The organism is Pseudonocardia sp. KRD291 (assembly GCF_019263595.1).
In the GTDB taxonomy this organism is placed as follows: domain Bacteria; phylum Actinomycetota; class Actinomycetes; order Mycobacteriales; family Pseudonocardiaceae; genus Pseudonocardia.
On sequence record NZ_JADQDD010000087.1, the window covers coordinates 1 to 21,236 of the forward strand.

Consider the following 21,236-nt stretch of genomic DNA (forward strand, 5'->3'; position numbering starts at 1 on the left):
GTAGGCCACGAAGCCGATCGCGGCGACGTAGCCGGACACCGGAAGGCCCGGGGCCAGTGACAGGATCGCCCCCCCGACCAGTGACACCTCGGCGATGACGATCGCGATCAGCGTGGCCAGTGCGGGGTTGGCCGTCACCCGGTTCGCCGCCGCGCCCGGGACGATCATGACCGAGAGCACCAGGATCGCGCCGACGATCGGGACGGCCAGGGCCGTGGTGAGCCCGATCAGCACCGCGAACACCAGCGACAGCGCCCGCACCGGCACCCCGCGGGCGAGCGCGACGTCCGGGTCGGTGCTGGCGAACAGCAGCGGCCGGAACACCACGGCGAGCACCCCGACCACGAACACGGCGACGACCGCGAGCACCCACAGGTTCGTCCCGTCGACCGCGACGATCGAGCCGGCGAGCAGGCCGAACTTGTTCGACGCCCGCCCGTCGTAGAGCGAGAGCATCAGCACGCCGAGCCCGAGCCCGAACGCCAGCACGACGCCGATCACCGAGTCCCGCTCGCGCTGGCGCAGCCCGAGCAGCCCGAACACCAACCCCGCCACCACGGCGCCGACCACCGACCCGAGGCCGACCCCGACGCCGAGCAGCAGCGCCGCCGCACCACCGGTGAACGCCAGCTCGGCGGTGCCGTGCACGGCGAACGACATGCCCCGGGAGACGATCAGCGGAGTGAGCAGCCCGCCGACCAGGCCGAGCACGGCGCAGGCGATCAGCGCGTTGATCACGAACTGCTGCTCCAGCAGCTCGCCGAGGCCCTCGAAGCTGAACAGCGCGGTCACGAGGCCGACCCGTCGCAGGAACCGTGGCCGGGGTGGGTGTCCACCGGCCCGTCCTCGGCGCCGACGACCACCAGCCGGTCGCGCACGCGCAGCACGTCGACGTCGGTGCGGTAGAGCTCGGAGAGCACCTCGGAGGTCATCACCTCCTCGGTCGGCCCGATCCGGAACCGGCCGTCGACCAGGTAGAGCACCCGGTCCACCAGCGGCAGCACCGGGTTGATCTCGTGGGTCACGAACAGCACCGCGGTGCCGGACGCGCGGCGGCGCTCGTCGATCAGCCGGGTCACCGTGCGCTGGTGCGACAGGTCCAGCGAGAGCAGCGGCTCGTCGCAGAGCAGCACCGCCGGATCGCCGACCAGTGCCTGCGCCACCCGCAGCCGCTGCTGCTCGCCGCCGGACAGGCGCCCGACCGGGGCGTCGGCGTAGTGCGTGCCGCCGACGGCCTCCAGCGCGGCCGACACCCGTCGACGGCGGTCGGCGCGCCCGCGCAGCCCGAGACCGAACCGGTGCCCGTCCAGGCCCAGGCCGACCAGGTCCCGTCCGCGCAGCGGCAGGTCCGCGTCCAACGGCTGCTGCTGCGGCACGTAGCCGATCTCCGGGCTGCCGCGCCGGGGCGCGCGCCCGGCCACCCGGACCTCGCCCTCGGACAGCGGCAGCAGCCCCAGCAGCACCCGCATCAACGTCGTCTTGCCGGAGCCGTTGGGCCCGAGCACGGCCACGAACTCGCCCGGGTCGACGTCGAGGTCGAGCCGGGACCACAGCGTGCGCTGCCCGAACGCGAGCCCGGCCCCGCGCAGCGACAGCGCGGCCGGACGTCCGGTCGCCGGGTCGGCCGCGCGCGCGAGGTCACTCCCGAAGTCGGTGGTCACCGCTCGAGTCTCCTCTCACCGCTTGTCCAGGGCCCCGGCCAGGGCGTCGATCTGCGCGCCCATCCAGGCCGCGTAGTCGCCCGTGCCCTCGGGGAGGGTCTCGGTGACCTCGACGACGGGCACGGCCGCGGTCGTCGCCGCCGCCTTCACCTGGTCGGTCGTCGGGGTCTGCGTCTGACCGTTGAGCACCAGGGCGGAGACCGGCGGCTGCGCGGTGAACAGTGCCAGTGTCTGCTGCAGGACGGCGGCGGGCGGGTCGTTGCCCTCCTCGACCGACTCGGAGAACTCCTCGGGAGTGACGTCCTGCAGCTTCGCGGCCTCGAGCAGGTAGCCCGGCACCGGCTCGGTGACGGCGACCTTCGCGCCCGGGTGCGCGGCGCCGATGGCCCCGGCCTTCTGGGTCAGGCCGGTGACGGAGGCGTCGAAGCGCTGGGCGTTCGCGGTGTACGCGGCGGCTCCGGCGGGGTCGATGGTCCCGAGCCGGGCAGCGACGTCGTTCGCGACCTTCTGCACGGTCGGCAGGCTGTACCAGACGTGCTCGTTGAACGCGCCGTGCTCGTGGCCCGCCTCGCCGCCCGCCTGCTCGCCCTCGTGCGCCGCTTCCTCGCCCTCGTGCGCGTGCGCCCCGGCCGCCTCGCCGGCGCCCTCGAGCCCGGACAGCGCCACGGCGTCGACGACGGGGGCGGTGTTGCCGGAGGCGTCGACGAGGCCGGACATGAACGCGTCGTAGCCGCCGCCGTTGACCAGGACGAGCCCGGCCCGGCCCACCGAGGTCGCGTCGGTGGGGGTCGCCTCGTACTCGTGCGGGTCCTTCTCCGGGCTGTCGATGATCGAGGTGACCGCGACCCGGTCGCCGCCGACGGCCTTCGCCACCGAACCCCACACGTCGGTGGACGCGACGACCTGGACCTGGCCGGGGGCCTCGCCGCTCGGCGCGGCGGAACCGGAACCGGAACCGGCGTCGGGCGAGCCGCAGGCGCTCAGGCCGAGCGTGACGGCGGCCAGTCCGGCGACGGTGGCGGCCGCGCGGGGGAGGCCGGCGGCCGCGGAACGACCATCGGCGCGGGGGGATCGGGACATGGTGGGAGCGCTCCGTATCAACGAGTAGACATGTTTTTATTGATAACCGTTGTCGGTTCACTCTACGCCCGGATCGGCGGCCGGGACCTCGGAGATCCTGTGAGCTGCGCCCGGTCCGAGGCGACCCGGTCACCCTCGGCGCGCTCGACTTCCTCCGGAGGCCCGGTGGCCGTTAACGTTCGGGGATGACCGGGTCTCCGCACGTCAGACGACCGGCGACGCTGGCGTCGCTGGCCGCGGAGCTGGGCGTGTCCCGGACCACCGTCTCGAACGCCTACAACCGGCCCGACCAGCTCTCCGCCCCGCTGCGCGAGCGCGTGCTCGAAGCCGCACGCCGGCTCGGCTACCCGGGGCCGGACCCCGTCGCGCGGTCGCTGCGCACGCGCAAGGCGGGCGCGGTCGGGCTGCTGCTCACCGAGGCCCTGAGCTTCGCGTTCCGCGACCCGGTCGCCACCGGGTTCCTCGAGGGACTGGCGCTGGCCTGCGAGAAGGCGGGGACCGGGCTGCTGCTGGTCCCGGTCAGCCCCGAGCACTCCGACGTCGACGCCGTCTACCAGGCCGGCGTGGACGGGTTCGTCGTCTACTCGGTCAGCGAGGACGACCCGCACTTCCAGGCCGTGCTGCAGCGCCCGCTGCCCACCGTCGTCTGCGACCAGCCGTCCGGGGTCCCGGGCGTGGACCGGGTCGGCGTCGACGACCGGGCCGGGATGCTCACGCTCGGCCGCCACCTGAGCGGGCTGGGCCACCGCCGGATCGGGGTCCTGTGCATGCGCCTGGGCGCCCGGCGACAGGACGGCCCGGCCGACCTCGACCGGCAGACGCGCAGCACCTACAGCGTGCAGCGGGAGCGCCTGGCCGGGCTGCGCGACGCGTTCGCCGAGGTCGGCGTGGACTGGGCGGACGTGCCGGTGCACGAGCGGTTCGAACACTCCGAGGCGGCCGGCGCGAAGGGCGCGGCGATGCTGCTCGACGCCCGCCCCGACCTCACGGCACTGGTCTGCACCTCGGACGTCCTCGCCATCGGCGCGCTGGACGAGGCCCGCCGGCGTGGGCTGCGCGTGCCGGAGGACCTCAGCGTGGCCGGTTTCGACGGGATCCCCGAGGCCGAGCGGCTCGGGCTGACCACGGTCCGCCAGCCGTTCCGGGACAAGGGCCGCGAGGCCGGACGGCTGCTGCTCGAACGCGGCGACCGGAACACCTCCGAGCAGGTCACGCTGCCCACCGAGCTGATCGAAGGCACCACGAGCCGCGTGCTGCGGCAGTCCGGGGAGTTCTTCTCGGGATGGTGACGCCCGGTCCTTCCGCCCTGCGCGAGGCCGGCTCCACCAGCGGGACCGGCACGCTCACCGCGCTCTACCGCCACCCGGTCAAGTCGTGCCGCGGCCTGCCCGTCGAGCGGGCCAGGGTCGAACGCGCCGGCCTCGACGGCGACCGCCGCTGGATGCTCGCCCACCCCGACGGCACGATGGCCACCGCCCGCACGCTGCCGCGGCTGGTGCTCGCCGTCCCGGAGCCGGCGCCGGACGGGTTGGCGATGACCGCGCCGGGGATGGCGCCGTTGTCGGTCGCGGTCCCGCCGCCGGACGCGGAGCCGATGGCGGTGCGGGTGCACCGCTGGGACACCGCCGGGTTGCGTGCCGGTCCCGCGGCGGATGCCTGGTTCTCCGAGCTCGCCGGCACCGACGTCGCGCTGGTGCATCTCGACGACCCGGACCGGCGCCGTCCGGACCCGGCGTTCAGCGACGCCGGGGACCGGGTCTCCTACGCCGACGGGTTCCCCGTGCTGCTGGCCGCCGAGGAGTCGCTCGCGCAGGTCAACACGTGGATCGGCGACGGTCCGCGCGCGCACGAGGGCCCGGTGCCGATGATCAGGTTCCGGCCGAACGTCGTGGTGTCCGGGTTCGCGCCGTTCGCCGAGGACGGCTGGCGCCGGGTCCGGATCGGCGACGCGCTGTTTCGGGTGCCGAAGGGCTGCGCGCGCTGCGTGCTCACCACGGTCGACCCGGACACCGCGGAGAAGGGGAAGGAGCCCCTCGCCACGCTGGGCCGGCACCGCCGGTTCGACAAGGGCGTGTGGTTCGGGGTGAACCTGATCCCGGACGACCCCGGCGCCGAGATCCGGGTCGGCGACCCGGTCGAGATCCTGGACTCCGCCGACCCGTCCGGCGGCCCGCCGCGCTGAGCCGCCCGAACCGCCCGGGTCGTCCCGGCCGCAGCAGGTCAGGCGGGCCGGGCCCGGACCAGGTGGGTGAGTGCGTCGGCCAGCTCCTCGGGGGAGGCGACGCGGTGGGTCGCGGCGGTGTCCCCGTCGCCGACCTTGACGCCGACGTCCGGTCCGGAGAGCCGGACGAACACGGACTCGTCGGTGACGTCGTCGCCGGCGAACAGCACCGCGTCGGCCTCCAGGTGGGCGCGCAGCGCGTCCACCGCGGAGCCCTTCGTGGTCACCAGCACGGCGAGGTCGACGACGTCCTTGCCCTCGGTCGCGTCGATGCCGTCCCGGGCGGCGGGACCGGTCCGGACCCGGTCGAGCAGTGCCGTCCCGGCGGCCGGGTCCACGCCGCGCACGTGCACCGCGGCCCCGGCCGGCTTGACCTCCAGACGCGCGCCCGCCACGTCGTCGACGAGGGTCTGCAGTTCCTCGATCAGCGCGGCGCGCAGGTCGTGCTGAGCGGGGGTCAGGAACTCGCCCCGGCCCAGCGACGCGGACAGGTCGGGGTCGAACTCGCTGCCGTGGCTGCCGACCAACCGCACCGGCGCGTCGAACCCGGAGACCGTGACCAGGTCGTCGCGCCCGCGCCCGGACAGCATGACGACGGTCGTGCCCGGTAGCGAGGCCAGCGTCCGGACGGCCTCGGCGGAGGCGGGCAGCGGACGCGACGACGACGGGTCGTCGACCAGCGGGGCGAGCACCCCGTCGAAGTCGAGGGCGACCAGCAGCACGGGCACCTCCGCCAGCCGGTCGAGCCGGGCGAGCAGACCGCTCACGACCGGCCCTGCTCGTCCGGGACGTCGACCCCCAGCGCCTCCAGGAACGACCGCGCCCAGCGGTCCACGTCGTGGTCGAGGACCTGGCGGCGCAGCGTGCGCATCCGCTTGCCGGCCTCCTCCGCGTTCATCGTCAGCGCCGCGTAGAGCGCCTCCTTGACGCCGTCGGTGTCGTGCGGGTTGACCAGGAGCGCGCTGGTCAGCTCGATGGCGGCGCCGGCGAACTCGCTGAGCACGAGCACGCCGCGCTCGTCCGGCCGGCAGGCGACGTACTCCTTGGCGACCAGGTTCATGCCGTCACGCAACGGGGTGACCAGCATGACGTCGGCGGCCAGGTAGAACGCGACCAGCTCCTCGCGGGGCAGCGACTGGTGCAGGTAGTGCACGGCCGGGTGCCCGACCCGCGCGAACTCGCCGTTGATCCGCCCGACCGAGAGCTCGATGTCGTCGCGCATCTGCCGGTAGTGGTCGACGCGTTCCCGACTCGGGGTGGCCAGCTGGATCATCACGGCGTCGTCGACGTCGATCCGCTCCTCCTCGAGCAGCTCGTGGTAGGCGCGCAGCCGGACGTCGATGCCCTTGGTGTAGTCGAGACGGTCCACCCCGAGGACGATCCGGCGCGGGTCGCCGAGCTCCTCGCGGATCTCCGCGGCCCGCTTCACGACGGTGTCGGTGCGGGCCAGCGAGTCCAGCGTCGAGGAGTCGATCGAGATCGGGAACGCGCCCAGCCGGACCTGCCGGTCGCCGACGTGGACGATCTCCGGGTCGTCGTGGTCGGCGGAGCCGCCGGCGAGCTCGGTGGCCAGCCAGTGGAAGTTCCGCACCCCGCCCTCGGTGTGGAACCCGACCAGGTCCGCGCCGAGCAGGCCCTCCATGATCCGGGTCCGCCACGGGAGCTGGCGGAACAGCTCGACCGGCGGGAACGGGATGTGCAGGAAGAAGCCGATCTTCAGGTCGGGCCGGAGCTCGCGCAGCTTCCCGGGGACGAGCTGGAGCTGGTAGTCCTGCACCCACACCGTGCCGCCGGGCGCGGCGACCTCGGCGACCGCCTCGGCGAAGCGCTCGTTGACCCGGACGTAGGCGCGCCACCAGTGCCGGTGGAACGCCGGCGCGGCGACCACGTCGTGGTAGAGCGGCCACAGCGTGCCGTTGGAGAAGCCCTCGTAGTAGTCGACGACCTCGTCGGCCGAGAGCCGGACCGGGTGCAGCGACAGGCCGTCCTCGGCGAACGGCTCGACGTCGACGTCCGGGACGCCGGGCCATCCGACCCAGGCTCCCTCGCGGGCCCGCAGCGTCGGCTCCAGGGCGGTGACCAGGCCTCCGGGGCTGCGCTTCCAGTGGTCGCTCCCGTCCGGGAGCGTCTCCAGGTCGACCGGCAGGCGATTGGCCACCACCACCAGGTCGGCCGAGGTGTTCACCGGTGCGGACCCGGTGCTGCCGCTGGTCACATGCCCTCCTCGAGGTCGGCGTCGACGCGCTCCGGCGAGCCCGCGGAGGCCTCGGCACCGACCCTACTGGGACTCGTCGACCGCGGCCTGGGGCTCGACCGCGGATTCGACCGGCTTCTCCTCGGCCGGCTTGTCCTCGACCGGCCTTTCCTCGGCCGGTCGCTCCTCGGCCCTCCGTCGGGGCCGGGTGAGGAACTCGCCCAGGGCGACCCCCGCCGCCAGCGCGAGGCCGGTCGCCAGCGCGAGGGTGACCGTCACGAGTCCTTCGGCGACGCCCTCGACGGCCAGCTGGTAGAAGCCCTGATAGGCCGCCAGACCGGGCAGCAGGGGCGTGACGCCGGCCAGTGTGATCACCATCGGCGGGGTGTTGCCGCCGCGGCGCAGCAGCCCCGCCGCGAGGCCGACGACCAGTGCCGCGACCCCGGTCGCGGTGACGTTGCCCACTTCGGTGAACTGGGTGAGCGCGCCGTAGACGGCCCAGCTCGCGCCGCCGACGGCGCCGGCGACCGGCAACGAGCGCAACGGCGTGTAGCCGGCGATCGCGTAGAACATCGCCGACGTCGCGCCGGCCAGGGTGGACAGGCTGAACTGGGCGGCGCTGGAGGGCAGGTCACCGGAGACCTCGATGCTGACCTGGACCGCGAAACCGAACTTCAGCCCGACCACGACGCCGGTGAGCAGGCCCGCCGAGAGCAACGCGATCTCCACGATCCGCGCCGCCGACGTCAGGTAGTAGCCGGTCAGGGCGTCCTGCACGGTGCTGACCACGCTGAGCCCGGACAGCAGCACCGTGATCCCCGCGGCCACGATGTAGGACGGCCGGGCGTCGGCGGGGAAGAAACCGAGCGCGATCAGGCCGATCGTGGACACCGTGACCAGCAGCCCGCCGAGAGTCTGCTGGAAGAAGGACGCGACACCCAGCCGGTTGAGCACCCGGCCGATGCGGTCGATCACCGCGGTGGTCACGAACGCGGCCGCCGCGGTGATCGCTCCGCCGCCGAGCAGCAGGGCGATCGACGCGGCCAGCCCGGCCCAGCCGAACGTGGCGACCCACCGCGGGTAGGGGTGGCGAGCCTTGACGACCTCCGAGACCGCCGCCGACGCGGCGCGGACGTCGAGCTTCCCGGCCTCCAGGTCGAGGACGATCTTGTCGGTCTCGGCCAGCCGGGACAGGTCCAGCGCCCGGTATCGCACCAGTCGCATCGACGTCACCGGCGTTGCCGCGTTGCCGCGGTGGCAGCACATGGTGATCGAGGTGAACGTGATGTCCACGTCCACGGCGGGCAGGCCGGCCGCGTTCGCCAGCCGCAGCATGGTGGCGGTGACCTCGTCGACGCTCTCCCCGCTGGAGAGCTGGATCTCTCCAACCCGCATGCAGAGGTCGAGAACCTGCTGGACCTGCGCGTCGTCCGGGACCTGGGGGCCCAGCATGAGCATCGGGACGGTGGAGGGCCCGGGCGTGAGCAACCGCTTCGCGTCCCGGCGCAGCGCCCCGCGGAGCCGACGGCTGAACCGGTCGGCGGGGTGCGACTCCTCGGCCACGGTACGAACCACCCCTTCACTCCGGTAGACCACGGCGACGCCCGTGCGTACGCGTCCAGGCTAGGACCCCGCTCCGGCACGCCGAGCGGGGACGGGCGGGTCTCGCACCCGGCGGTGGTGTGCGGCGGATCCGGCGGGCCGCGCGGGGGCCGCTGCTACCGTCGGCCGGTGACCTCCGCCCGGCCCGTCCAGTGGAGGAAGCGTGCCCGGACACTGCGTCTGACCGGCGCCGTCGTCCTGGCCGCCGCCGTCCTGCTGATCGCGAGCGCGAACTTCCTCGGCGGGCTGCTGGTCGCCATGCTCGGGGTGGGGAACCTCCTCGCGGCCAAGCCCGTCGCGACGACGGGGACGGTGCCGAGATCGAGCCGGATCCTCATCCTCGTGGGTGGCGTCGGGTTCGTGGTCGCGATGCTTGCGGGGACGGTCCTGGCGCTGATCAGGGGCTGACTATCCTGTACGTGCCGACCTCGTCCGTCGGCGACACCCGCCGGTGTAGCTCAGTGGTAGAGCAACCGCCTTGTAAGCGGTAGGTCGTCGGTTCGATCCCGACCTCCGGCTCCAGCTCTGACCAGCACGTTTGCTGGATGCGTCGCCCGTGTATCGCTCGACGTGACACCGAACATGACACGAGCGCGGTATGCTGCGTCCGTGGCGAAGGCGAAAGTCGCCAGGTCAGGGCGACAGCACGGCAGTATCGACGAGCTGCCGAGCGGAGCGCTGCGCGTGCGCGTCTATGCCGGTGTCGACCCGGTGACCAAGCGCCGGCACGACCTGATCGAGGTCGTCCCGCCAGGCCCGAACGCCGAGCGCACCGCCCGGGACGTCCGGGACCGGCTGCTCCGTGAGGTGGCAGAACGCCGCAACCCGCGCACGAGCGCCACGGTTGACCAGCTGCTCGAGCGCTACCTCGACCAGTTCGACGGTGCGCCGAACACGCTGACGCTCTACCGCGGGTACGTCCGGAACCACATCGCGCCGTTCCTGGGGCATCTGAAGGTCGGCCAGGTGGACGCCGAGATCCTGGACTCGTTCTACGCCGAGCTCCGCCGGTGCCGCACGCACTGCACTAGCCGTCGCCAGGTCGACCACCGGACGGCCGGCCCGCACGAGTGCGACGACCGGTGTGGGCCACACCGGTGCCGACCGCTGAGCCCGACGACGGTCCGGCACATGCATTTCATCCTCTCCGGCGCGTTCAAGCGCGCCGTGCGCTGGCGGTGGGTCTCGGTCAGTCCAATCGGCCAGGCTGAGCCGCCAGCTATGCCGAAGCCCAACCCGGAGCCGCCTTCCCCGGCCGAGGCCGCTCGGATCCTTAGTGAGGCGTGGCGTGATCCGTCTTGGGGTGCGTTGCTGTGGGTGGCAATGACGACCGGTGTGCGCCGGGGTGAGCTGTGCGCGATCCGGTGGTCGTCGGTGAACCTCGACCCGGAGCGGCCGGTGATCTGGCTGCGTCGGGCGATCCGGAAGGACTCCGACGGCCGGCTCGTGGAGGCCGAGCTGAAGACCCACCAGCAACGCCGGATAGCTCTCGACGCCGAGACGGTCGCGGTCCTGGTGGAGCACCGCACACGCTGTGAGCAGGATGCCGCCGCGCTCGGGCTCGAGTTGCGTGCGGAGGCCTTCGTGTTCTCACCTTCACCGGACGGCAGCGAGTTCCCGAAGCCGGACTCGGTGACGCAGCGGTACGAGCGGCTCGCCGTCCGGTTGGGTATCCACACGACGATCCACAAGCTCCGGCACTACTCGGCAACAGAGCTGATCTCCGGCGGGGTGGACATTCGCACGGTGGCCGGACGACTCGGACACGGCGGCGGCGGGACGACGACGCTGCGGACTTACACAGCATGGGTAGCCGAGGCGGACCAGCGGGCCGCCGTCGGGATCGGAGCCGGAATGCCCGCTCGCCCGGGACCCGGCGATGAGGCACGGCGAGCCCGTGCGGATCCGCGGCACCCGTACGAGAAGGTTGCCGCGGTGATCGCCGATTGCATCTACCGTGGCCAGCTCGCGGCGGGTCAGCCGTTGCCGGCTGCACCCGAGTTGGCCGAGGCGCACGAGGTCGCGCTGTCCACTGCGCGCCGCGCCATTGTGCTGCTGAAATCGTGGGGGCTGGTCGTCGACGGGACATCACGGCCGCTTGTCGCAGCATTGGGCGCCTCCGCCGCGCCCGGGCCAGCCGCACCTGCACCTCGGGCCGTTCCCACTGCCGAGTACTGGGCGGTGACTCTGCGCGGCCCTGGCGGCCACCGCTTCCCCCAACGCATCGTAACCGGGAGCCTGGCGGATCCCGGCGGGTTCCGTGGCCACCTGCTCGCGATCGCGCGAATCGAGGATCCCGAGAACACCGACGTAGGTGACGACTGGATCGGGAACTACGAGATCGAGGCTGTCCCGATTGACGCCGCTGGCAAGCAACCGATCGTGCTGCGTTGGTAGCCCCCGGGCGCAGATCGAGGACCGTGCCCGCGCCGAGCATGCCCGAGTCGAGCACCCGGGTGACGGCGATACTTCCGAGCCGACGCGGCGACAGCGGCTCTCGTAGCGACTGGGGCAGTGACCGAAACCGCATTCTGGCCGATACGAGAAGCGGCCGTGACGCCATCGCTGAGCACTGCGCAGAGCTTTTCAGTGGCTGAGCTGAAAGGCGCCTCGCTCGACCAGCACCTGTCATAGACGGGCCCCCACCACCCGATAGGGGGTGATGGGGGCCCGCTTTCATGCGCGCCCGCGGGTGCGTGACAACCTCGTGCGGGTGCACAGCCCGAGGCTTCGAAGCAGAGTCAGCGGGTCTGCGTCCACGCCGTGTTCGCTGGCGAGTAGATGACCCGGTACTCGCCCGACGCGGGAGCACCGTCGAAACAGACGGTTCCGCTGATGGTTCCGCCCGCGACCAGCGACCCGGAGTTCAGTGCGTCGCCCGTTCCGCCGATGCCGGGGCTGCTGGTGGCCCCCGTCGGGCCGAGGAGCTGCCAGTCGAACATGTTGAACGGCTTCGACCCGGAGCTGGTGTTGTTGTAGCTGACCGAGGTGCACAGCGACTCGGTGCCGAACGAGTCCTCGACGGTCAGCGGGTCCGCGGTCAGCTGGAGGCCGTCGACGTCCTGCACCTGTCCGGCCGGAGCAACCGCCGCCGGGGCGGTGCTGGTGGGTGCGCCGAGGTCGGTGGCGAGCTGGTTGAGGCCCTGGAACAGGATCACCGCACCCCAGATACCCATCGCGATCGACAGCACCGAGAGGATCACTCCGGCGACGCTGGTCTTCCGGTTTGTCGCGACCCTCTTACGGGTACGCGCGAAGCCGACAAGACCCAGGACCAGGCCGATGACACCGGCGATGAGGGCGAACCAGAAGAAGAACGGGATGAGGCCGCTGAGGAAGCCGCAGATTCCGAGGACCAGCGCGGCGATACCGAGCCCGTTCCTCGGAGCAGGGGCGTACTGCTGCGGCGGCATCTGGTAATTGGGCGGTGGGCCCCACTGGGGCGGGGGCTGCGGCTGGTTCTGCGGGTAGCCCGTAGGCGGCTGCGAGGTTGTCACGACACCTAAGTCGCGCCACGGTCGGATCCGTTGCACTTAGGGATACCGGATCATCAAGAATGTGGACGAAGTCCTGGACCTCAGGAAAGAGCGTTAAGACCTAGGCGGCAAACCTGAATGCGCAGGCGGGCGAGGGCGGCTAACGTAGTGATCATGGCTTGGGGGCAGTACTACCTCTGATCAGCTCCCACCGGGAGCGGCGCAGCCGTCCGCGCGTCGGTCTGATCGGTATGTCCTCTGTTCCCGTCGTGACTTCCACGATCCGACGAGTGAGAGAACCACCCGATGCCTCACACCGCCGTCCCCGACGTGCTCTCCCGTGCTGTGCGTGAGCTTGCGACCGTGCTGCCCTCGATCGAGGAGGTTGCCGATGCCGATCTCGCGGTCCTCGATCCCGTCATCGGTGACGCCCGCGTCGTGGCGCTGGGTGAGGCCACCCACTTCGTCGCCGAGTTCGCTGCCATCCAGCGGCGCGTGATCCGCTACCTCGCCGAGCGTCACGGGTTCACTGTGCTCGCCTACGAGTTCGGCTTCGCTGAGGCCGCCGCGCTGGACGGCTGGTTGCAAGGTCATGGGTCCGACGACGATCTTGATCTGCGCCACGGCCGGCACGCCCGGTCCGAGGCCACCCGGGACCGCTGGCGCTGGCTGCGAGAGCACAACGCACGCGGCGAACACCCGATCCGGTTCGTTGGCCTCGACACGCCGGGTGGGGGTGGCACGCTGCGTCCGGTGCTCGAACCGCTGGTGGCGTTCCTGGAGCTCGCAGACCCCGACACGGTTGACCGGGCCCGAACTGCCCGGGAGATCTCCCACCGCTTCGAGTCGTTGTCGCAGGCCGGGTCCGCGCCGCTGTGGGCGCAGCTCCCGATCGCGGACCGCACGCTGCTGACCGCGACCCTCTCCCGGCTGTCGCTGCGGATGGACGCCCTGCGGCGGGTCTACGTCGAGCGCACCGGCGAGTCCGAAGTCGACCTTGCCAGGCGTCACCTCGACATCGCGATGGCCGCTGACCATATGATCGCGGCCATCCACGACCTGTTGACCACGGGGTCCGCGCCGGACACATCGATCCGTGACCGGCTGATGGCTGACTCGATGTTCTGGCACCTCGACCGGCTCGGGCGCGAAAACCGGGTCGTGCTGGTCGCGCACAACCTCCACATCCAGAAGACCGCTGTCGAGGAGGGCGCCGCGGCGCTCACGATGGGTTCCTACCTGGCCGAGGCCCTCGGAGAGGACTACCGCACGATCGCACTCACCCATACAGCGCGACGTGCTCCCGCGATCTCGATGACCACCGAGGATCCACACGGGTTCGTCGTCACGGACGACCCCGTCGCGGAGCCCCCGCACACCGGTCTCGAGAGCGCTCTGAACGTGGCCGGCCTGGGTGCCGTCACGTCGGCGTTCCCGTTCGGCCCACTACGCGGTGACCCCCGGACCGCGCCGAGCAGCATCGGTGCGCAGGGTACTCATCTGCCCACCGACGTCCTCGCCGCCCACGACGCGGTCGTCAACCTGCCGACCGCCACGACGACCGACCACGTGAGCCTGTACTGAGTCCCACGAGGAGGACTGACGGCTGTGGAGTACCAATCGAACGGTTCCCACGAGCTGAGCCGTAGCTGAACTCTGAAGCGAATGCGTCAGGGTTAGCGGATGTCGCGTCGATCCAGACCTGCGGCGGTCGCGACGACGGTCAGTGCGGTCAGTCCGGCTGAGGCCACGATGAGCAGGAGCATGGTCCCTGTTGTGATGGATCCGCTGTCTGCGAAGTACCCGGTGCCCAGCTGTGTCGCGCGGCCGAGCAGCGCGTACGGAACGACCGCGATTAGACCGTTGATCTCGGCCAGTAGGAGTCCGACCGATACCACCGCGCCCAGCAGTGCGATGGCGATCGGGGCGGCGAAGGAGCGCATCAGCATCGACAGCGCTGACTGGAGCGTCGCGACGGGCAGACAGGCCAGGACGATGATGACGCTGACTAGCAGGTACTCGCTGGGGATGAAGCCGGGTAGCCCGAAGATCAGCTTGCCCGCCAGCACGGTGCCGGCCAGCAGGACCAGCTGCATGGCGGCCATGAGCGCGGCCAGTACCGCGGCCTTGCCGAGGACGATTTCGAGGCTGGAGACGCGGCGCCCCATCAAGGCGTTCCAGTTGCCGTCGCGGTGTTCCACCCGCCAGATAAGCGATGCGAGTGCGGCGACGCCTACGGCCAGTGGGAACAGGCCGTAGAAGACGATGACCCGCAGCCAGAGGGTTTTCCAGCCGTCGTCGAGCTGTTGGCCGGAGACGACGGTGTTGGTAGTGCCGGTGATGACGGCCATCAGGGGCAGCACGATGACCACGGCCCAGCTCATCGATCGCTTCAGTTTGAGGAACTCCGCTTGAACAGAGCCCATGGTCAGACCTCCTGCCGATCGAATCGGCGGGTGATGAGCAGGAACGCAGCGGTGCCGACGACGGCGAGTGCCACGATGCTCAGATGCCAGGGAGTGATCGAGGCCAGTACTTCGCCGCGGTAGTCCAGGGGTGTGGCCAGGGCGTAGTAGCCCCACGGGGTGAGGTGGGCCAACCAGGGCTGCATCCCGGATCCGGATGCAGCCAGGAAGACGCCGAGGACACCGATACCGAGCCCGATCAGCTGGTTCTCGATCCTCGTGGCCAGTAGTAGGTGCAGGGCCAGCAGGACCAGGTTGACGACGACCATCGAGGCGGTGTAGGCCAGCCACTGCCCGGCGGGGAAGCTCACCGTGATCCCGACCAGTGTGCCGACTCCGATCACCAGGGCACTCTCGATCAGCGTGGCCGCCCCGAGCACCGCACCCGTGGCGAGAAACTTCGTGCGGCACAGCCGGCCGGCGGGAAGGCCGGAGGTGTGTGAGAACAGCCAGCCGTTGCCCTGGTGCTCCAGGTCGACCTGCCGACTGGCCAGGACGGCGATCAGGATCGGTGACACCAGCGGGGCTGCGAAGGCCATGCTGGCCAGTAGCCGTTGCCAGGACTGTCCGGCTGGATCGTCGACCGACTCGAGGAACCCGGGGGTGGTGAGTTCGCGACAGGTCACTGCGAGCACGCCGGCCACCATCACGGCCACGAGCGGGCCCACCCGCAGGTGCCGCATCTTGGCGAACTCGTTGTGCACGGCTTGTGCGATCACAGGCCCCCTCCTCCGGTGAGGTCCATGAACACGTCCTCGAGAGACTGGGTGTCGTGGCGCACGCCGTGGACGCCGATGCCTTCGTGGACGAGCATCGCCACAGCTGCGGCGGTGTCGGCTTGGGTGAGTCCGGACAGACGTACTGTCGGTCCGTCGAGGCGCGTCGGATGCCGTTGCGTGGCCAGCGACGCCGCATGCCGGGGATTTGAGGAGTCGATGAGCACGTCCGGGGTGGAACGGGCGAGTAGCTGGTCGCGGGTGCCCTGGAAGAGCAGCTTGCCGTTGCTGAGGATGCCGAGCATGGTCGCGGTCTTGTCGATCTCGCCGAGCAGGTGACTGGAGACCATCACGGTGGTCCCGCGGCTGGCGAGCTGGGTGAGTAGACCGCGGATCTCCTCGATGCCGGCAGGGTCGAGTCCGTTGGTGGGCTCGTCGAGGATCAACAGCCGTGGTTCGCGGGCCAGGGCCATCGCTATCCCGAGACGCTGCTTCATACCCAGCGAATAGTTCCGGACCTTCTTGTCGAGCTGGTCCTGCAGGCGCACGGTGTGCACTGCACGGTTCACCTGCTTGTCGCTGAGCCCGAGCAACCGCTGCACCAAGCGCATGTTCTCCCCGCCGGTGAGGTGCCCGTAGCCCGGCGGGGCCTCGATCAGCGAACCAGTGTCGGCGAGCAGTGTGCGGCGCGTGGACCGCTGCAGCGGCCGGCCCATCAGCTCGATCTCGCCCCGGGTCGGGCGGACCAGGGACAAGAGCATCTTCATCGTCGTCGACTTGCCCGACCCGTTCGGTCCGAGGAAGCCGTACACACATCCTTCGGGAACGTGAAGGTCGAGGTTGTCGACGACAGCGCGGTCACCGCAACTCTTGCCCAGATCATGGGTCGTGATCGCCAAAGTCACGCCGACACCATGTCGCGTCGTGGGCAGCCGACGCGTCTGTCCGTAGGCAGATCTTCGTGTACGACCTGAGGCATACACCCGGTGGCGCTGGACTCGTCGGTCAGTGATCGCCGATGGTGACGACACCGGCCTCATAGGCCAGGACGACTGCCTGGACCCGATCGCGCAAGCCCAGCTTGGTCAAAATCCGGCCCACGTGGATCTTGACGGTGCCCTCGGACAACACGAGGTGCTCGGCGATCTCGGTGTTCGACAATCCCTTGGCCACGAGTAAGAGGACCTCGCGTTCCCGGGCGGTGAGCTCGTCCAGCCCGGCGGGGCAGGCCTGGGCTTCCCCTCCGGTAGGTCGACTGCGGGTGAACTGGCGCAGTAGTCGCCGCGTCGTGCTGGGCGCCACGACGGCATCCCCGGAGTGCACGTGCCTGATCGCCGAGACCAGGTCGGACAGCGGCGCGTCCTTGAGCAGGAAGCCACTCGCCCCGGCCTGAAGAGCGTCGTAGGCGTACTCGTCGAGATCGAACGTGGTCAGAATCAGCACCCGCGGTCCGCCGCCCTCAGCGACGATACGACGAGTGGCCTCGACCCCGCTCATCCGTGGCATCCGAACATCCATCAGCACCACATCTGCCGCCAACCTCGGCAAGGCCTCGAGGGCGGTGTCACCGTCGTCAGCCTCACCGACGACCTCGATATCGTCCTGCGCGTCGAGGATCATCCGGAACCCCACACGAATGAGTTCCTGATCGTCGACCAGAACGACGCGGATCGTCACGCGGTCCTCCCCAGCGGCACGCTCGCGCTGACCTCGAAGCCCCCACCGGAACGCGCGCCCACGCGCAGCTGCCCGCCATAAGCAGCGATCCGTTCGCGCATGCCGACCAGACCGTGTCCGCCGCTGAGTTCGCCGGCACGGCCTCCGGTCGACGGGCCGCGGCCGTCATCGCCAACCCGCACCTCGACGGCAGCGTCGTCGACCTGCACGTGGACATCGATCCGGGTCAGGTTCGGACCAGCATGCTTGCGTGCATTGGTCAGCGCCTCTTGCACTATCCGGAAGACGGCGAGGTCAACACCGGCCGGCAGCGCCCGGCTGGTTCCGTGCGTGGTCAACTCGACCGGCGCTCCGGAGGCCCGGGCATCGTCAACCAGCGCGCCGAGCTGCCCGAGGCCTGGTTGCGGGGCTTCTGACCCTGGTCCCCCATCGCGCAACACTCCCAGCATCCGCCGCATCTCCAACAGCGCAGTGCGACCGGTGTTCTCCACGGTCCGCATCGCCTGCTCCGCACGGTCAGGATCGCTACGAACACTCACCGCCGCACCCTCGGCCATGACCACGACCACGCTCAGACTGTGCGAGACGACGTCATGCATCTCTCGCGCGATCCGGGCCCGCTCCGTTGCCACGACGATCCGGTTCCGGTTCTCCTGATCGCGCTCCAGCTGGGCTGCACGGTCTTCGAGAGCCGCCACGTACGCGCGACGGACCCCGATCATGGACCCCCAGATCCAGACCGACACGACCAGGACCAGGGTCGACCCCAGCTCGGGAGTCCCGAAGTCAGGATCATCCCACCGGACGGTCGCGAGAACGGCAGACAGCGCCACGACCGCAGCCGCAGCGACGGAGATCTGTCGGCTGCGCCGGACCGCCACGCGGTAGAGCGCGAGACAGAGCATGACGTCGGCCGGCAGGAAACCCACACCCAGAACCAGTTGGATCCCGAAAGCTCCGACGACGGCCCCGAAGCCCACCAAAGGTCGGCTTCGACATGCCAGGTGCGGAGCGCACAGACCCGCCGCCAGCACCACCCCCATAATCGGGGGGAACCATCCTGGAACGGCGGCGCGAAGAAGCGGCAGGGTGTAGAGGAACACCACCGTCGCGACCGCCGTGTCGATTGCGCGCGGATGCCCACGTAACCAGGAGCTCGTCCGACCCGTCACGCACCCCAGCCTGACACGACTTCGCAACACTGCTTGGCCCCTCGGCGGGGTGACGAGTCGTCTCTCCGCCCCAGCGACCTGAAGGGTGGTACCGATCGCCGCGGCGCGTACTCGCCCCGTGAACGGTCGCTGGCCTTCCCGAACAGCGCAAGGAGCAACAGCTCCCGAGGCTGTGATCGCCGGCGGTACTACTCTTCGGTGACCATCGACGTTGGAGCAGGAGGCTCGTCCCCGTGGCTCGTCGCCGGGGACCCCGTCCATGGCAGAGGCCGTTGGCTCGGATGGGTCCGAACCAGCAACGACTCCAGCGCATCGACATGAGCCTGGACTTCGACGTCGTCGTCGAGGCCGAGCACGGACGAGATTCCCTCCTCCGACCAGCCGGCCCGCCGCGCCTGCTCCACGAAGGACACCTCCGCGTGCCCGACGATGTGTCGTTGGCGCGCGAGCTCTCGGTGCCAGGCGGCCAGCACGTCATCGGCGAGAGCGGGCGCACCACGACGCTCGCTGCGCTTCGCCACAGACCCCAGCATCGGGAGCTCGGACCCCAGGGACTCCGTCAGCTCGCCGATCTCGGAGTGCAACCAGGCTGCGATCGCAGGCTCCACCGTCTTTCGTAGCTCCATCCCGCAAGGCTGCCGGAAATCGCTCGCAGCCGGAGCGCTCCCCGGTGACTGCCGAGCGCGGAACGCGGGATGTGACCAGGTCGACGGCCGTCGACACCGGGTGTGAACTACATCCGACAGCGAACCAACCCGCTCGGCGCCGAAGGGGCGCTCCGCCCTCCGGACGGAAAACTGGGGCGGATTCGTTGCGCGAGGCAAGTAAAGTGCGTTTCGGGCTGTGTGAACTGTCGCGACTGAGGGGCCGGACTAGTGACCGTGGGTGATCGCCCTACAGGCGTCGAGGCAGTCGTCAACCTTCCGTCGCATCGATGGGACAGCAAGGAGGCGGTGGCGTACGAGACCGCGCAAGAGGCCATCAACGAGGTGATCGGCTGCTACATCGCTGCGCTCAACCTGGAGCGCCACTCGGCAGATCCCGATCAGGTGCGGATCGAGGATCTTCGCGCAGAGATCGTGGCGTGCGTGCAGGACCAGCGTGCCCTGAACCCGCGGGACAGGCCTGCGATCGCGGCCAGCCGCGACAAGTACAGCCGTCTGCTCGCGGAGCTGAGGGCCGAGCTGCAATGACGACACCGACGACAAGCTCTCACCTGCTCGCCAGGTTCAACTACCAGCGCGGCCTCGCTGGCCAGTTCCCCGCGGGCGAGCACCCGCACGTTCCCTGACATCGCCGATGCTGTGACCGATCAGCTCCCGGCCGGGACCGTGGTCGACGGCGAGCTGGTCGCGATGCGCGACGGCCGGGTCGACTTCACCGCCCTCACCAGCCGGGACTCAGCCCGCAGGTTCCTGGTGTTCGACGTGCTCGCCGTTGCCGGGCGTGACGTACGGGCAGAGCCGTACCGGGACCGGCGGGCGCGCCTGGTCGGACTCTCGATGGCGTCGAGGAGCCGCTGGGTCTGGTGCCCGCCACCGAGGACCTGCAGGCCGCCCGCGCCTGGATGAACGAGACCGACCGCGGCGTCGAAGGCGTCGTCGTCAAGCCCTGGCTGGCACACAGGACGGGGTGGAGCACACCCCGGTCGCGCCCACGGAGGTCGTGGAACTTGCCGTCGACGGAGCGGTGGAGTTCGGGCGCTGGCGCCACGGTGCGCGCTACCTGCGGTACCGAGCAGAGTTGCGGCCGATGGACCTTGCAGTCCTATGACCTGTGAGGCTCGGGTGGTTCATCGATCAAAGACGAGGTGGGTCTGCTGGGTTTCATCAGGCCTCGGTTCGGCCGATCGGGAGGGACGGAGCAACGTCGTGGTCAGCCGGATCGATCTACGTGCGCTCGAGCGGCGTTGCCAGTGTCGTCCAGCCACCCCTTCCGCTCCGCGTAAGCAATCATGGCGTCAAACCGGTCGTCCCAGTCGTCGCGGACGGCCCCGGTTCGCGCGAGCGACCGGAGACGCTCGATGTCGACGAACACGTGGCCCGTCTCTCCTGGCTCGGTCCGCCCGAGCCTGGCGGTACAGACGGCCTCCTCGAGCGCGGCCGGATCGTCGATCGCGGTGACGACGTGCAGGTCGGTGAGGGTGTCCGCCTCGGACACCGAACAGATCGCGGGCTCCAGCAGAATGAGCATTGTTCTCCGATCGCCGACGGGACGCTCCGGGCGTGTTAGCTGCCCGGGTCGGCCGGGGCGACCCGCAGTGGATCGTCGAGGGACATCGTTGCCCGCTCGCTGGAGCGGACGTGGTCGCGCATGGCGAACTCCGCGCCGAACCCGTCCTTCTCCCGGATCAGTTCCAGTACGTGCCGGTGTTCAGACAGCGAGGCGCCGAGCCGGCCGGGCCGGGTCAGCGACGCCGACACCAGCCGGTGGTAAGCGAGCTGGTTCATCAGCGTGCGGTAGTGGGCGACCAGCCGTGTGTTGTCGGCGCCGGTCACGACCAGCTCGTGGAACTCGTGGACCAGGTCGGCGTAGGCCGTCGCGTCGTCGCGTGCGACGGCCCGCTCGGAACGCTCGAGGTTGTCCTCGATCCGGTCTAGGAGTGCGAGGTCTCCCCGCGCGGCGAGGAGTCGTGCCGCCATGCCCTCGAGCATCTCCTTGAGTTCGAAGAGCTCCACGAGTTCGCGGCGGCTCGGTACCCGGACGAAGGTCCCGACCCGCGGGCGGATCTCGATCAGGCCCTCGATCTGAAGTTGCTTGAGGGCCTCGCGGACGGGTGTGCGGCTGACGTCATACTCGGTGGCCAGGGCAAGTTCTGAGAGCGGTTGGCCCGGTTGCCGGGAGCCGGCGACGATCTCCGCCCGGAGCCCGTCCAGCACTCGGGCCTGGGCGCCTCGGCTGACGTTCGAGGACGAGTGGTCGCGTCCGGTTCCCGCCCGCATGGAGCGACCCTAACTGGCGCAACGTCGTCG

22 protein-coding genes and 1 tRNA gene are annotated in these 21,236 nt (G+C 70.5%); 8 read left to right on the forward strand and 15 right to left on the reverse strand.

The window, feature by feature from the left end; genetic code table 11:
• The 3 genes from I4I78_RS14345 to I4I78_RS14355 all read right to left on the reverse strand — a co-directional run.
• The coding region (locus tag I4I78_RS14345; protein WP_218611806.1) for a metal ABC transporter permease at nucleotides 1–792 on the reverse strand (792 nt) is incomplete at its 3' end.
• Complete coding sequence (locus tag I4I78_RS14350) at nucleotides 789–1,661, reverse strand: metal ABC transporter ATP-binding protein (RefSeq protein WP_374225872.1); 873 nt, start codon at nucleotides 1,659–1,661, stop codon at nucleotides 789–791. The genes I4I78_RS14350 and I4I78_RS14345, both read right to left, overlap by 4 nt.
• Nucleotides 1,662–1,676: 15 nt before the next feature.
• Nucleotides 1,677–2,741, reverse strand: a complete 1,065-nt coding sequence (locus tag I4I78_RS14355) for a metal ABC transporter solute-binding protein, Zn/Mn family (protein ID WP_218611807.1) — start codon at nucleotides 2,739–2,741, stop codon at nucleotides 1,677–1,679.
• 185 nt (nucleotides 2,742–2,926) lie between these two features.
• Here I4I78_RS14355 and I4I78_RS14360 point away from each other — a divergent pair, with 185 nt between their 5' ends.
• Together I4I78_RS14360 and I4I78_RS14365 are read left to right on the forward strand one after the other, a co-directional pair.
• Complete coding sequence (locus I4I78_RS14360) at nucleotides 2,927–4,030, forward strand: LacI family DNA-binding transcriptional regulator (RefSeq protein WP_218611808.1); 1,104 nt, start codon at nucleotides 2,927–2,929, stop codon at nucleotides 4,028–4,030.
• Nucleotides 4,027–4,923, forward strand: coding sequence for an MOSC N-terminal beta barrel domain-containing protein (locus I4I78_RS14365; RefSeq protein WP_308252106.1), 897 nt, complete (start codon nucleotides 4,027–4,029; stop codon nucleotides 4,921–4,923). The genes I4I78_RS14360 and I4I78_RS14365 overlap by 4 nt, the downstream gene beginning before the upstream one ends.
• 38 nt (nucleotides 4,924–4,961) lie before the next feature.
• Here I4I78_RS14365 and otsB read toward each other — a convergent pair whose 3' ends face one another.
• From otsB to I4I78_RS14380, 3 genes are all read right to left on the reverse strand, one after another.
• Complete coding sequence (gene otsB, locus I4I78_RS14370) at nucleotides 4,962–5,729, reverse strand: trehalose-phosphatase (protein WP_218611810.1); 768 nt, start codon at nucleotides 5,727–5,729, stop codon at nucleotides 4,962–4,964.
• Nucleotides 5,726–7,177, reverse strand: a complete 1,452-nt coding sequence (locus I4I78_RS14375) for a trehalose-6-phosphate synthase (protein ID WP_218611811.1) — start codon at nucleotides 7,175–7,177, stop codon at nucleotides 5,726–5,728. Before I4I78_RS14375 ends, otsB begins: the two co-directional genes overlap by 4 nt.
• A gap of 63 nt (nucleotides 7,178–7,240) precedes the next feature.
• Complete coding sequence (locus I4I78_RS14380) at nucleotides 7,241–8,731, reverse strand: threonine/serine exporter family protein (protein WP_308252107.1); 1,491 nt, start codon at nucleotides 8,729–8,731, stop codon at nucleotides 7,241–7,243.
• 156 nt (nucleotides 8,732–8,887) lie between these two features.
• Here I4I78_RS14380 and I4I78_RS14385 point away from each other — a divergent pair, with 156 nt between their 5' ends.
• From I4I78_RS14385 to I4I78_RS14395, 3 genes are all read left to right on the forward strand, one after another.
• On the forward strand, nucleotides 8,888–9,166 hold the full coding sequence (locus I4I78_RS14385; RefSeq protein ID WP_218611812.1) for a hypothetical protein: 279 nt from the start codon (nucleotides 8,888–8,890) through the stop codon (nucleotides 9,164–9,166).
• A gap of 39 nt (nucleotides 9,167–9,205) precedes the next feature.
• Nucleotides 9,206–9,280 (forward strand) — tRNA-Thr (locus tag I4I78_RS14390).
• 87 nt (nucleotides 9,281–9,367) lie between these two features.
• Nucleotides 9,368–11,155: a tyrosine-type recombinase/integrase gene (locus I4I78_RS14395; protein WP_308252108.1), complete on the forward strand. Its 1,788-nt coding sequence runs from the start codon at nucleotides 9,368–9,370 to the stop codon at nucleotides 11,153–11,155.
• A gap of 344 nt (nucleotides 11,156–11,499) precedes the next feature.
• Here the strand turns inward: I4I78_RS14395 and I4I78_RS14400 are convergent, their stop codons facing one another.
• The gene (locus tag I4I78_RS14400) at nucleotides 11,500–12,171 is read right to left on the reverse strand and encodes a DUF4190 domain-containing protein (RefSeq protein WP_218611813.1); all 672 of its coding nucleotides are present in this window, start codon (nucleotides 12,169–12,171) and stop codon (nucleotides 11,500–11,502) included.
• Between the two features lie 369 nt (nucleotides 12,172–12,540).
• Here I4I78_RS14400 and I4I78_RS14405 point away from each other — a divergent pair, with 369 nt between their 5' ends.
• Nucleotides 12,541–13,818 (forward strand): erythromycin esterase family protein, encoded by a 1,278-nt coding sequence (locus tag I4I78_RS14405; RefSeq protein ID WP_218611814.1) that lies wholly within the window; start codon nucleotides 12,541–12,543, stop codon nucleotides 13,816–13,818.
• Between the two features lie 92 nt (nucleotides 13,819–13,910).
• Here I4I78_RS14405 and I4I78_RS14410 read toward each other — a convergent pair whose 3' ends face one another.
• The 6 genes from I4I78_RS14410 to I4I78_RS14435 all read right to left on the reverse strand — a co-directional run bounded on the left by I4I78_RS14410 (nucleotide 13,911) and on the right by I4I78_RS14435 (nucleotide 18,785).
• Nucleotides 13,911–14,660 (reverse strand): ABC transporter permease, encoded by a 750-nt coding sequence (locus I4I78_RS14410; protein ID WP_218611815.1) that lies wholly within the window; start codon nucleotides 14,658–14,660, stop codon nucleotides 13,911–13,913.
• Nucleotides 14,661–14,662: 2 nt separating this feature from the next.
• A complete protein-coding gene (locus I4I78_RS14415; RefSeq protein WP_218611816.1) occupies nucleotides 14,663–15,418 on the reverse strand; it encodes an ABC transporter permease in 756 nt (251 codons plus the stop codon).
• Nucleotides 15,415–16,320, reverse strand: coding sequence for an ABC transporter ATP-binding protein (locus I4I78_RS14420; protein WP_218611817.1), 906 nt, complete (start codon nucleotides 16,318–16,320; stop codon nucleotides 15,415–15,417). The genes I4I78_RS14415 and I4I78_RS14420 overlap by 4 nt, the downstream gene beginning before the upstream one ends.
• A 100-nt stretch (nucleotides 16,321–16,420) precedes the next feature.
• Nucleotides 16,421–17,092, reverse strand: a complete 672-nt coding sequence (locus tag I4I78_RS14425; RefSeq protein ID WP_308252109.1) for a response regulator transcription factor — start codon at nucleotides 17,090–17,092, stop codon at nucleotides 16,421–16,423.
• Nucleotides 17,089–18,198, reverse strand: a complete 1,110-nt coding sequence (locus tag I4I78_RS14430) for a sensor histidine kinase (protein ID WP_218611818.1) — start codon at nucleotides 18,196–18,198, stop codon at nucleotides 17,089–17,091. Before I4I78_RS14430 ends, I4I78_RS14425 begins: the two co-directional genes overlap by 4 nt.
• A gap of 254 nt (nucleotides 18,199–18,452) precedes the next feature.
• On the reverse strand, nucleotides 18,453–18,785 hold the full coding sequence (locus I4I78_RS14435) for a hypothetical protein (RefSeq protein WP_218611819.1): 333 nt from the start codon (nucleotides 18,783–18,785) through the stop codon (nucleotides 18,453–18,455).
• Between the two features lie 432 nt (nucleotides 18,786–19,217).
• Here I4I78_RS14435 and I4I78_RS14440 point away from each other — a divergent pair, with 432 nt between their 5' ends.
• Together I4I78_RS14440 and I4I78_RS14445 are read left to right on the forward strand one after the other, a co-directional pair.
• A complete protein-coding gene (locus tag I4I78_RS14440) occupies nucleotides 19,218–19,457 on the forward strand; it encodes a hypothetical protein (protein WP_218611820.1) in 240 nt (79 codons plus the stop codon).
• 57 nt (nucleotides 19,458–19,514) lie between these two features.
• Nucleotides 19,515–19,835, forward strand: coding sequence for a hypothetical protein (locus tag I4I78_RS14445; RefSeq protein ID WP_226379708.1), 321 nt, complete (start codon nucleotides 19,515–19,517; stop codon nucleotides 19,833–19,835).
• 304 nt (nucleotides 19,836–20,139) lie between these two features.
• Here I4I78_RS14445 and I4I78_RS14450 read toward each other — a convergent pair whose 3' ends face one another.
• Together I4I78_RS14450 and I4I78_RS14455 are read right to left on the reverse strand one after the other, a co-directional pair.
• Nucleotides 20,140–20,424 (reverse strand): hypothetical protein, encoded by a 285-nt coding sequence (locus I4I78_RS14450; RefSeq protein WP_218611822.1) that lies wholly within the window; start codon nucleotides 20,422–20,424, stop codon nucleotides 20,140–20,142.
• Between the two features lie 68 nt (nucleotides 20,425–20,492).
• Nucleotides 20,493–21,206: a GntR family transcriptional regulator gene (locus tag I4I78_RS14455; RefSeq protein WP_218611823.1), complete on the reverse strand. Its 714-nt coding sequence runs from the start codon at nucleotides 21,204–21,206 to the stop codon at nucleotides 20,493–20,495.
• Nucleotides 21,207–21,236 lie beyond the last annotated feature (30 nt).

Coding starts and splice junctions, on each gene's coding strand:
- I4I78_RS14400 (WP_218611813.1), bottom strand. CDS start 12,171: ATGCCGCCGCAGCAGTACGCCCCTGCTCCGAGGAACGGGCTCGGTATC.
- I4I78_RS14405 (WP_218611814.1), top strand. CDS start 12,541: ATGCCTCACACCGCCGTCCCCGACGTGCTCTCCCGTGCTGTGCGTGAG.
- I4I78_RS14355 (WP_218611807.1), bottom strand. CDS start 2,741: ATGTCCCGATCCCCCCGCGCCGATGGTCGTTCCGCGGCCGCCGGCCTC.
- I4I78_RS14360 (WP_218611808.1), top strand. CDS start 2,927: ATGACCGGGTCTCCGCACGTCAGACGACCGGCGACGCTGGCGTCGCTG.
- I4I78_RS14410 (WP_218611815.1), bottom strand. CDS start 14,660: ATGGGCTCTGTTCAAGCGGAGTTCCTCAAACTGAAGCGATCGATGAGC.
- I4I78_RS14455 (WP_218611823.1), bottom strand. CDS start 21,206: ATGCGGGCGGGAACCGGACGCGACCACTCGTCCTCGAACGTCAGCCGA.